We start from the raw sequence: 10,548 nt of genomic DNA on the forward strand, positions 1-10,548 counted from the left end.
CATGCCCGTTCCGACCACCGGACACACCACCGAGTCTCTGACCACGTGGTTGGCCGAGCGCATCGCCCTCTATCTCACGCGGAGCCCCGCCGAGATCGACCCCGACGTGCCCCTCGCCGAGTACGGCCTGGACTCCGTCGCCGCCCTGAGCCTGTGCGGCGACATCGAGGACGACTTCGACCTCGTGATCGAGCCGACGGCCGCCTGGGACTACCCGACCGTCCACGCGCTCGCCGGCCACCTCGTCCAGGAGCTGGCCGCGAAGGACGGCGGCGCCTGATGGAGCCCATAGCCATCGTCGGCATCGACTGCAGATTCCCGGGGGCGCCCGACACCGGCGCCTACTGGGACCTGCTGATGCGCGGCGCGGACGGGGTGGGGGAGGTGCCCCGGCAGCGGTGGGACGCCAAGGAGTTCCACTCGGCGGCCGGAGAGGAAGGGCACTCCAACACCACCGAGGGCGGCTTCATCACCGACCCGGACGCGTTCGACAACGAGTTCTTCACCATCTCGCCGCGCGAGGCGGCCGCCATGGACCCCCAGCAGCGGCTGCTGCTGCAGTGCGCGTGGCGGGCGGTCGAGGACGCGGGAGTGCCGCCGCGGGCCCTCGCCGGCACCCGGACGGGCGTCTTCGTCGGCATCATGGGCAACGAGTGGGCCCAGCTGCACCTCACCGACTACGCCAACGTCACCGCGCAGGTCGGCTCCGGCAACGGCTACTGCATGACCGCCAACCGGATCTCCTACCACCTCGACCTCAAGGGCCCCAGCCTCGCCGTCGACACCGCCTGCTCGTCCTCGCTGGTCGCCGCGCACCTCGCGGCGAACGCGCTGCTGGCCGAGGAGTGCGACACCGCGCTCGTCGGCGGCGTCAACGTGGCCCTCACCCCGGCCCTGTCGATCTTCTACACCCAGGCCGGGCTGTCCTCCCCCGACGGCCGCTGCAAGCCCTTCAGCGCCGAGGCCGACGGCATCGGCCGCGGCGAGGGCGTCGGCGTGATCGTGCTGCGCAGGCTGCGGGACGCGGTCGCCGACGGCCAGCGGGTGTACGCCGTCATCCGCGGCACCGCCGTCAACCAGGACGGCCGCAGCAACGGGATCACCGCGCCCAACCGCTGGTCCCAGCAGGAGGTGATCACCGCCGCCTACCGCAGGGCCGGTGTCGAACCCGCCGACGTGGCCTTCACCGAGGCCCACGGCACCGGCACCGCGCTCGGCGACATGATGGAGGTCAGGGCGCTCGGCCACCACCACGCCGGCCGGGCCGCGAAGCCCATGGCGATCGGCTCGGTCAAGGGCAACCTCGGCCACACCGAGGGCGCCGCCGGCATCGCCGGACTGATCAAGGTCGCCCTGTCCCTGCACCACCGCACCGTCCCCGCCAGCCGCTTCGCGGCCAAGGAGAACAAGCGGCTCAAGCTGCGCGAGCACGGGCTGCGGCTCCTCAAGGCACCGCTGCGGCTGCCCGCCGGCCCCACCGTCGCCGGGCTCAGCAGCTTCGGCATGGGCGGCACCAACGCCCACGCCGTCCTGGAATCCGCGCCCGCCCGCGCCACGCGCCCCGCACCGGCCGACCGCGCCGCGCCGGGCGGGATCGGCGCCGCCGTCTTCACCCTCACCGCGCCGACCGCCGACGCGCTGCGCCGCAACCTGCTGGCCCAGGCGGACGCGGCGGCGGCCCGGCGCGTCCCGCTGGGCCCGCTGGCCAGGTCGAGCAACCGGGTCAAGACGGGACACCGCCACCGGTTCGCGACCGCCGCGACCGACACCCGCGAACTCGTCGCCACGCTGCGGGAGTCGGCCGCCGCCCCCGAGCTGCTGGCCCGGCTGTCGGCGAGGCCCGCCGGGCGGCCCCGCACCGCGTTCCTGTTCACCGGACAGGGCGCCCAGTACCCGAAGATGACCGCCGCACTGTACGAACAGGCGCCGCTTTACCGGCACTTCCTCGACGAAGCCGACGCCGCGCTGCTGCCGTACACCGGGAAGTCCGTGCGCGATCTGATCCTCGCCGGTGACGAGGCGGTGCATAGCACGCGCTGGACGCAGCCCGCCCTGTTCGCCGTCGGCTACGCCCTCGGCCGTACCCTGACCGGACTCGGCGTGCGCGCCGAACTGCTCCTCGGACACAGCGTCGGCGAGTTCGCCGCCGCCGTCCTGGCCGGCGCGCTCCCGCTGGACGGAGCCGCCCGGCTGATCGCCGCCCGGGGCGCCCTGATGCAGGAACTGCCCGAGGGCGGCGGCATGCTGTCCGTCCGCGCCGCCCGGGCGGACCTGGAGCCGCGGATCGAAGGCGAGCCCCTGATCGGCGTCGCCGCGGTCAACGGCCCCACGTCCACGGTGCTCTCCGGCGATCTGGAGACCCTGGACAAGATCGGTGCCGAGCTGACGGCCCAGGGCGTCACCGTCCGCCGCCTCCAGGTCTCGCATGCCTTCCACTCACCGCTGATGCGGCCCGTCCTGGACCGCTTCGCCGAGGTCGCCGAAGAGGTCGGCGGGGGAGTGCCCGAGATCCCGCTGTACTCGACCGTCCGCGGCCGGGTGCTCGACGGGGAGGCGATGGACGCCGCGTACTGGGTGGAACACGTCGGCTCCACCGTGCTGTTCGCCGACGCGGCCGGCGCCCTGCTCGCCGACGGGCCGACCCATCTGGTGGAGGCCGGACCCCAGCCGGTGCTCTCCGCGATGGTGCGTCGCCTCGCCGGCCCCGCCTCGGGGGCGGGCCCCGCGCACGTCCTGCCGGTGCGCGGTCCCGGATCCGCCGGCCGGGACCTCGCCGAGGCCCTCGCCGAGCTGTACCGGGGCGGCGTCGAACCCGACTGGGACGCCGCCCACGCACCCGAGGACCGGGTTCCGCACCCGCTGCCGCCGTACACCTTCTCCACGGAACACCGCTACTGGGCGAGGGAACCGGTGCACGGCCGGGGGACGGTCGCCGAACCGCCGGCCCAGGTGCTCGCGCCTCACCAGGGACCGCAGTCCGCGCCCGCCGCCGTCCTCACCCTGGACCGGCCCGGCGGCCCGGCGGACCCGGTCGCGGACGCCGTGCTCGGCGCCGTCCGGACGGTCGGCGGCTACACCGACGCCGAGGTCGGCCCGCACGACCGGCTGTACGAGGACCTCGGCTTCGACTCCGTCATGATCATGGAGCTGAAGAGCCGGCTGGAGTCCCGGCTCAGCGGCATCGGCACCCTGACGGTCCAGGACCTCCTGCCCCGTCTCTCCTCCGTCGGCGACCTCGTCGCCTTCCTGCGCGAGAGCGGCGCGGCGGTGCCCGGCCCCGCGGGCTTCGGCGACGCGGCGCAGAAGCGGACGCTCATGGACGAAGAGAGGACGGCATGACCACCCCGACCGCTGCCACCACGTATCTCGCCTCCCTCGGCACCGCCCTGCCCGGCGCGCCGGTGGACAACGCCACCCTGGCCAAAGTGCTGGGCATCAACGAGGACTGGATCGAGGTCTTCATCGGCACCAGGACCCGGCACTTCGCCCGGGACCTCGGCACCGGAGAAGTCCGCTGGTCGCTCGCCGACCTGTGCGCCCAGGCCGCGGAGAAGGCACTCGCCGCCCCCGAGGTGGACCCGGCCGAGATCGACTTCCTCGTCCTCGGCACCGCGACCCCCGACACCCTGATGCCCGCCACCGTCAACCACGTCGCCGACCAGCTCGGCCTGGACCAGGTGCCGACCTTCCAGCTCCAGTCCGGCTGCGCGGGTGCCGTTCAGGCCCTGAGCCTCGCGCAGACGATGATCGCCTCCGGCCAGTACCGCACGGGACTCGTCATCGGCGGCGACGTGTGCAGCAAGCACCTCGACCTCCAGCGCGACGTGGCCGGCGCCGCCCCCGGCGACCTCGTCAACTACGTCCTGTTCGGCGACGGCGCCGGCGCGGCCGTGGTCAACGACGAGCCGCGCGGACAGCGCCTCGCCCTGCGGCATGTCCTCAACCGCTTCACCGGCCTCGGCCGCAAGCCCGGCCAGGTCATCGAGTGGTTCGGGCTCGCCGACCGGTACGACGACCGCCAGGCCCTCATCGAGGACTACAAGGCCATCGAGGAGTCCGTGCCCGTCATGGCCGTCGAGATCCTCTGGGAGCTGCTCGGCGAACTCGACTGGGAGGCCGACCAGTTGGACTATCTGCTGCCGCCCCAGCTGTCCGGCCGCATGACCCGCCGCATCACCGAGGAACTCGATGTGCCGAGTGCGCGGGACGTCAGCTGCGTCGCGGACACCGGCAACAACGGAAACGCCCTGCCCTTCCTGCAGATCGAGAAGTTGCTGGAACAGATGGCCGAGGGCGAGAGGGCCCTCGCGGTCGCCGTCGAGTCCAGCAAGTGGATCAAGGCCGGTTTCGCCCTGGAGAAGATATGAGCGCCGACAGCACCGCCCCCGCGTCCGTCGCCGCCACCGGCGGCTTCACCCCGGACGACTACGTACGGCTCGTCACCGAGGAACTCGGGATGCCGCTCGCCCCCGAGCAGGTCGACGCCGACTTCGACGAACTCCCCGACTGGGACTCGCTGTACCTCCTCAAACTGGTCACCTCCCTGGAAGCCGCCATCGGCCGCAGGGTCCCGGTCGGCAAGGTCCTGGAGGCCCGCAGCCTGCGGGAGATCTACGAACTGGCGGTGCTCGGGTGACACCCGCCGTCACCGCCGAACGGCGCCGCCGCCACACCCTGTACTTCCTGGAGTGGGCGGCGGCCCAGCGGCCCGTGCACCTGGACACGGACATCGACATGTCCCGCGTACTGGCGCACCGCGCCGCCGCCCGCGCGGACGGCCGGCGCTACTCCGTCGTCAGCTACCTGCTGTACGCCACCGGCCGGGTCCTCGCCCGCCACCCCGGGGCCAACGCCGCGATGGCCCCCGGCTGGCCCGGCCGGCTGCGGCGCCCGAGGACCGTGCGCTTCGACGGCGTCACCGCCAAACTCGCCCTGGACCGGCCCGTCGAGGGCGAGCGCACCGTCCTCTCGGCGCTCCTGCCCGGCCTGGAGACGGCCACCCTCGCCGAGATCCAGGAACGCGTCGACCGCTACCGGGGCGAACAGGCCGCCGACCTGCCCGAGTTCAAGGGCGTACGGATGCTGAGCCGGCTCCCGGTGCCGGTCGGCCGGGCCGCGTTCGGCACGGCGCTGCGCGACCCGCGCCGCCGCGCCGCCGCGTTCGGCACCGTCTCGGTCAGCTCGCTCGGCCATCGCGTCGTGGACGGCTTCCACTCGTCCGGCGGCACCGCCGTCACCCTGTGCGCGGGCCGGGTCGTGGACCGCCCGGTGGTGCGCGACGGCGCCGTGGTGCCCGCGCCCGTGATGCGGCTCGGCCTCACCTTCGACCACCGGGTCATCGACGGCGCCGCCGCCGCCGATGTGCTCACCGATCTCCACGACACGATGGAGGCCTTCCATGAAGGCGCCGACGGCACCGGGCCGGACCCTCGGGGAGCCGATCGAGATCCGCGGCCCCTCAGGGGACTGGGGCAGGGTACGCGCTGACCTGGACCGGCACGGGGCCGCCGTACTGTTCGCCCGCCAGGACGCCTGGCGGCCGCAGCGGGCGGGCCTGCCGCGGCTGCGCGCGCTCCTCGGCCGGGACTGGGACCGCTATCTGGAGCTGACGCATCCGCAGGTCCGCGGCCGGTTCGCCGCCTCGCGCGTCCTGCTGAGGTTCGCGGCCGCGGCGGCGCTCGGCGTACGGCCCGAGTCGGTCGAGATCGGCTACGGCCTCACCGGGCGCCCCCAACTGCGCGGCTACGACGGCGTCCACCTCAGCCTCAGCCACACCGACGGCCTGCTGCTGGTCGGCCTGGCCACCGACGGCCCGATCGGCGTCGACGCCGAGCCGGACGAACGGATCCTGTACGGCCCGGGGCTGGACCGGCACCTGTGCACCCCCTACGAACGGGAGCGGATCGAGGCCCTGCCGCTCGCGGAACGCAACCCCGCCGTGCTGCGCCTGTGGACCCTGAAGGAGGCCTACAGCAAGGCCCTCGGGCTCGGCCTGCGCTTCCGCTTCACGGACTTCGGCTTCCCCCCGGACCGGGCCCCCGTGGACGTCCTGCGCCCCGACGGCACCCCCGCGTCGGTCGGCAGATGGACCTTCCGTACGGGCTCGCTCGACGACCGCTACACCCTCGGCGTCGCCGTGCAGGACGCGGGCTTCGGCCGTACGACGGACACGGCGGCGGGCACGGCGCTCGATCCGGGCATCGTCGACGCCGTGGTGGCGGCACTGGGGGAGGAGGAGCGGGCGGCGATCGCCGCCGACGCGTGGTGAGCCCGGGGGCCGCGCGCGGCGGGACCCCGGGGTTGACACCGCCCGCGCCCTCGCCGCGGGCGGCGCCTCAGACCGCGTACTCCGCGCGCCGGGCCGGTACCGACGGGCCGAAGAGCCAGACGCCCGGGCGGACTTCGAGGGGGATCGCGGTCGCCGCGGCCGGTCCGCCGGTCGCGAGGGCCGCGCGGACGGCGGACGCCGTGCGGTGGGCGTACTCGGTCCAGCGGCGGTCGCCCACGGAGCGCGCCGCGCGCTCGCACTCCGCCAGCCGGGCCAGCGCCTCCTCGTGACGTCCCTCGCGCACCGCCACCAGGGCCAGTCCGCGCAGCGCCTCCGCGGTGCCGCGCGCATCGCCGGCCGACCGGCTCACCGACAGGGCCCGCGCACAGGCACCCTCGGCCTCCGCGGCCCGACCCGTCCCGAGGTACACGTCCGCCTCCGCGGACAGGCAACGCCCCGCCGCGGCCCGGTCACCCCGCCGGGTGAACAGCTCCCCGGCGCGGCGGTACCGCTCGACCGCCGCCGACGTCTGCCGGCGCTGCCAGGCCAGGTCGCCCAGGGACCGCAGGACGACGGCCTCCGCGTGGCCGTCGCCGGACCTGCGGGCCGCGTCCAGCGCGAGACCGTGCGTCGCCTCCCACTCGTCCCACAGGGCGGCCGCCTCGTAGTAGCCGGCCGAGGCCGAGGCCAGGGCGCAGCACAGATCCCACCACCCGGCCGCGTGGGCCCGCCGCACCGCCTCCGACAGGCCCGCGGACTCCTCCTGGAACCACCGCAGCGGCGCACCGCCCACCACCTCCTCGGGCGAGATCCCGGCCGGCGGCCGGGCCTCGTGCGCGAGCCGGTCCCGGCCGGGCGTCAGCCGGGCGTCCGCGTGCCTGGCCAGCGTCAGGAAGGCGTGGCACAGCCGCTCCACGGCGGCGGAGCCCTCCTGCGGGTGCCGGTCCAGCGTTTCGAGGGACAGCGAGCGCAGCAGCGCGTGGAAGCCGTAGCGCACGGGGCCCCGCCGCTCCGGCTGCCGCCGCGCCTCCAGCAGATGGGCCTGCACCAGTTCCTCGACGAGCCGCTCGGCCTCCGCCGGGCCCGTGCCGAGCAGCGCGGCGGCGGTCCACAACGAGAAGTCGGGCAGCGGGGCCGGCCCCAGGATCCGGAAGGCGTGCCTGGCCTCCTCGTCCACATCCCGGTAGGCGGTCAACAGCCTGCCGCGTACGTCGAGATCGCCCAGCCGGAGCGCGGACAGCCGGGTGCGTTCGTCGCGCAGCCGCCGGGCGAGCCCGGCGGCGGTCCAGTGCGGCCGGGCCGCGAGCCCGGCCGCCGCCACCCGCAGGGCCAGCGGCAGCCGGCCGCAGAGCCGGGCGATCTCGCCCGCCGCCTCCGGGTCCTTCCGCATCCGCCGGCCCCCGCACGCGGTGAGCAGGGCCTCGGCCTCCGGCGCGGAGAGCACGTCGAGCGTCAGACGCTCCACCTCCTGGAGCGCGCCCAGGACATGACGGCTCGTCAGCACCACGGTGCTGTCCGGCACGGCCGACAGCAGCGGCCGTACCTGCGCCTCCGAGACGGCGTCGTCCAGGACCAGCAGCATCCTGCGGCCCGCGGTGCGTTCGTACAGCAGCTCCGCGAGTTCCGCCTCGGACGACGGCAGCGGCTCGGTCCCGGAGCCGGTTCCCTCACCCGCCGCGCCCGGGCCGCGCAGGCGGCGCAGCAGGGCGGTCAGCGCGGTCGTCGACGCGACGGCCCCCCCGCCCGCGTCCCGCAACGTCACCAGGACGCGCCCGTCGGGAAACCGGTCGGCGGCTCCATGGGCCAGCCGGACGGCCAGCGCGGTCTTCCCGGCGCCCGCCCGGCCCGACAGCAGCAGCACCTTGTTCCGGCCGGGAGCGTCGGTCGGCAACAGCCGCTCACAGACGGCGAGTTCTCTCTCCCGTCCGGTGAAGTCGGCCACGGCGGGCGGCAGCCACACCGTGGGCGCGGCGGCTGCCGTGGACCTCCCGGCCGGGCGGCCGGGGGAACCACCGGCCGGCACGGGCCGGCGCTCCGGCTCGCCGTGCCAGGCCAGGGAGGGGTCGGAGGCCAGGATCCGCTCCTGGAGCCCGCGCGGCACCGGGCCGGGCTCCACCCCCAGTTCGTCGACCAGCGACCGCCGTATCCGCTGATAGGCCCGCAAGGCGTCGGACTGCCGGCCGGACCGGTAGAGCGCCACCATCAGATGACCGTGCAGCGTCTCGCGCAGTGGGTGTTCGTGCGCCAGCGCCATCAGTTCGCCGATCAGCTCCTGGTGCAGCCCCAGCCGCAGATCCGCGGAGATCCGCTGCTCCAGCACCTCGGTGCGCAGCTCGTCCAGCCTGATCGCGGAGGCCTGCAACGAGGGCCCGTGCGGGATGCCCGAGAGCGCGGGCCCGGTCCAGAGCCCGAGCGCCCGCCCCAGTGCCCGCGAGGCGGCCGCGTACTCGCCCCTGCCGTACGCGGCCCGGCCCTCGGCCCGCAGCGTCTCGAAGACGGACAGGTCCAGGTCGCCGGGGGCCACCCGCAGCAGATAGCCGGGCGACCGGGTCAGCAGCGGCTGCGCCGCGTCCGGCTCCGCGGGGGCCTCGCCGGCCACCGCCACCAGCGCCTTGCGTAGTTGGGACACGTACACCTGGAGGGTGGTGGTGGCCGTGCGCGGGGGTTCGGCACCCCACAGCTCGTCGATCAGGGTGTGGGTCGACACCACGGTGTTGCACTGGGCCAGCAGGGTGGCCAGGACCGCGCGCAGCTTGGCCGCGGACGGGGTGCGGGCGGACATGCGCACGGGGCCGAGGACTCGGTATCTCATCTCGCGCGCCTCAGCAGTCCTGCACCACGGCCGCGGAGACACCCGCCACGACCCGTTCGCCCTGGCGGAACGACAGCCGCAGGTCGATCACCGGACGGCCGGCCTCGTCGCGGGACACCTGCCCGTCCGCGCGGCGCACACCCTCACGCACCGAGCACCGCAGCGGCACCCCCGGTTCGACGAGGCTCCGGAACGTGGCCTGCCACCGGGACAGCACGGCGTACGACGGCACGAATCCGCGCAGCTCCGCCGCTGCCAGCAGGCCCACCTGCCGGGACAGCTCCAGGAGCAGCACCGGCGGCAGCGCGCCGGGTGCGTCGGCCGGCAGCTCGGCGGCCGTCGTCGCGCGGACGGGGAAGACCAGGCCGCCCCCGTCGTCCGGGCCGGCGTACGCGGGCGGACCGACCAGGACGTCACGGCTGTCGAGGCGGCCCACCTGTTCGGGCAGCGGCAGGCCGGCGGACGCCGGTCCGGAGTCCCGGGCCGCCGCGGACCCCTCGCCCTCCTGCCCGCCGAGCGCACGAGGGCTCTGGTGGGCCTCCTGGGCGGGGAAGACCAGCCGCGCCGAGGCGGTGCCGCAGCGCTTGCCGTCGATCGAGACGGTGGCCTGGCACTCCAGGCCGCGCGGCACGCCGCTCACGACGTCGAGCGGCGTCATGCCGAGGTCGAGGGCGATCCCGGCCCGTCTGCCGTCGCGGCGCCAGGCGTCCAGACGCGTGACGGCGGCGCCGGCGGAGGCCATCACGAGGCGCCTGCCCGCCGGCACCCGGAAGTACCGGCGAGCCGCGAACGACATCGTCCGGCGCAGCGACTCCAGGGGGAACAGCAGGTCGTGGTACGGCGACGCGGAATCGCCGAACAGCGGGTTCTCCTCCGGGAGTTGTGCGGAGAAGGCGAAGTTCTGCCGGATCGGCGCGGTCGCCTTGAGCAGGAAGGCCTCGGGGCTGCCCGGCCTGTGGACCAGGTGGTGGGGGCCGAGGAAAGAGGGGGACGCGGGGGTGAAGGTGTCCATGGGGGTCCTCTACGGCGGTGTCCGGCGGCTCTGCGGAAGGCTTGCTGGGCACGTGCGCTTGACGGGGAGCACGTTGCCCGACTCCGCTGAAGGACCGGGGAAGCCGCGCTGAAGCGGGGCGGCGGCAGCGCCCTCGCCCCGGCGATCAGCCCGCCCGGACCACCTCGCCTCCGACGACGGCGCAGGTCATGAGGCCCCCACGGTCCAGGAGTCGCCGCCGGTGAGAAGAGCGCCGAGGTCGCCCTCGCCGCGCGCTCCGACGGCCCGCTCCAGTTGCTCGGTCATCTGCTCGTCGTAGACCGGCCGCTCGACCGAGCGGAACACGCCGATGGGGGTGTGGTGGAGGGTGTCGGGGTCGGCGAGGCGGGAGAGGGCGAAGGCGGTGGTGGGGGTGGCGGCGTGGGCGTCGTGGACGAGGAGGTCCGCCTCGTTGTCGGCCGTGACGGTGACCACGTC

At 75.0% G+C, this 10,548-nt stretch carries 8 protein-coding genes and 1 pseudogene; 6 read left to right on the forward strand and 3 right to left on the reverse strand.

Annotation, left to right across the window (positions count from 1 at the left end):
• Window position 1 precedes the first annotated feature (1 nt).
• From AB0927_RS10195 to AB0927_RS10220, 6 genes are read left to right on the forward strand one after another with little or no spacing between them, the layout of a single operon-like run.
• Window positions 2-280: an acyl carrier protein gene (locus AB0927_RS10195; RefSeq protein ID WP_366667089.1), complete on the forward strand. Its 279-nt coding sequence runs from the start codon at window positions 2-4 to the stop codon at window positions 278-280.
• Window positions 280-3,339, forward strand: a complete 3,060-nt coding sequence (locus tag AB0927_RS10200; protein ID WP_366667090.1) for a type I polyketide synthase — start codon at window positions 280-282, stop codon at window positions 3,337-3,339. The genes AB0927_RS10195 and AB0927_RS10200 overlap by 1 nt, the downstream gene beginning before the upstream one ends.
• Window positions 3,336-4,367, forward strand: a complete 1,032-nt coding sequence (locus tag AB0927_RS10205; protein WP_366667091.1) for a 3-oxoacyl-ACP synthase III family protein — start codon at window positions 3,336-3,338, stop codon at window positions 4,365-4,367. Before AB0927_RS10200 ends, AB0927_RS10205 begins: the two co-directional genes overlap by 4 nt.
• Window positions 4,364-4,636 carry an acyl carrier protein gene (locus tag AB0927_RS10210; RefSeq protein ID WP_366667092.1) on the forward strand — a complete coding sequence of 91 codons (273 nt, stop codon included), beginning with the start codon at window positions 4,364-4,366 and terminating at the stop codon, window positions 4,634-4,636. Before AB0927_RS10205 ends, AB0927_RS10210 begins: the two co-directional genes overlap by 4 nt.
• Window positions 4,633-5,487, forward strand: coding sequence for a 2-oxo acid dehydrogenase subunit E2 (locus AB0927_RS10215; protein WP_366667094.1), 855 nt, complete (start codon window positions 4,633-4,635; stop codon window positions 5,485-5,487). The genes AB0927_RS10210 and AB0927_RS10215 overlap by 4 nt, the downstream gene beginning before the upstream one ends.
• Window positions 5,399-6,268 carry a 4'-phosphopantetheinyl transferase superfamily protein gene (locus tag AB0927_RS10220; RefSeq protein WP_366667095.1) on the forward strand — a complete coding sequence of 290 codons (870 nt, stop codon included), beginning with the start codon at window positions 5,399-5,401 and terminating at the stop codon, window positions 6,266-6,268. Before AB0927_RS10215 ends, AB0927_RS10220 begins: the two co-directional genes overlap by 89 nt.
• Before the next feature lie 67 nt (window positions 6,269-6,335).
• On the opposite strand, the gene AB0927_RS10225 is transcribed toward AB0927_RS10220, so the two are convergent.
• From AB0927_RS10225 to AB0927_RS10235, 3 genes and pseudogenes are all read right to left on the reverse strand, one after another.
• On the reverse strand, window positions 6,336-9,080 hold the full coding sequence (locus AB0927_RS10225; protein WP_366667096.1) for a BTAD domain-containing putative transcriptional regulator: 2,745 nt from the start codon (window positions 9,078-9,080) through the stop codon (window positions 6,336-6,338).
• Between the two features lie 10 nt (window positions 9,081-9,090).
• Entirely contained in the window at window positions 9,091-10,092 is a 1,002-nt protein-coding gene (locus AB0927_RS10230; RefSeq protein ID WP_366667097.1) for an AfsA-related hotdog domain-containing protein, read from the reverse strand.
• 186 nt (window positions 10,093-10,278) lie between these two features.
• A pseudogene (locus tag AB0927_RS10235) lies at window positions 10,279-10,548 on the reverse strand (2-oxoacid:ferredoxin oxidoreductase subunit beta); the annotation flags it as partial.

Origin of the sequence: Streptomyces sp. NPDC048106, assembly GCF_040706415.1 — a bacterium.
In the GTDB taxonomy this organism is placed as follows: domain Bacteria; phylum Actinomycetota; class Actinomycetes; order Streptomycetales; family Streptomycetaceae; genus Streptomyces.

Coding starts and splice junctions, on each gene's coding strand:
- AB0927_RS10195 (WP_366667089.1), top strand. CDS start 2: ATGCCCGTTCCGACCACCGGACACACCACCGAGTCTCTGACCACGTGG.
- AB0927_RS10200 (WP_366667090.1), top strand. CDS start 280: ATGGAGCCCATAGCCATCGTCGGCATCGACTGCAGATTCCCGGGGGCG.
- AB0927_RS10205 (WP_366667091.1), top strand. CDS start 3,336: ATGACCACCCCGACCGCTGCCACCACGTATCTCGCCTCCCTCGGCACC.
- AB0927_RS10210 (WP_366667092.1), top strand. CDS start 4,364: ATGAGCGCCGACAGCACCGCCCCCGCGTCCGTCGCCGCCACCGGCGGC.
- AB0927_RS10220 (WP_366667095.1), top strand. CDS start 5,399: ATGAAGGCGCCGACGGCACCGGGCCGGACCCTCGGGGAGCCGATCGAG.
- AB0927_RS10225 (WP_366667096.1), bottom strand. CDS start 9,080: ATGAGATACCGAGTCCTCGGCCCCGTGCGCATGTCCGCCCGCACCCCG.
- AB0927_RS10230 (WP_366667097.1), bottom strand. CDS start 10,092: ATGGACACCTTCACCCCCGCGTCCCCCTCTTTCCTCGGCCCCCACCAC.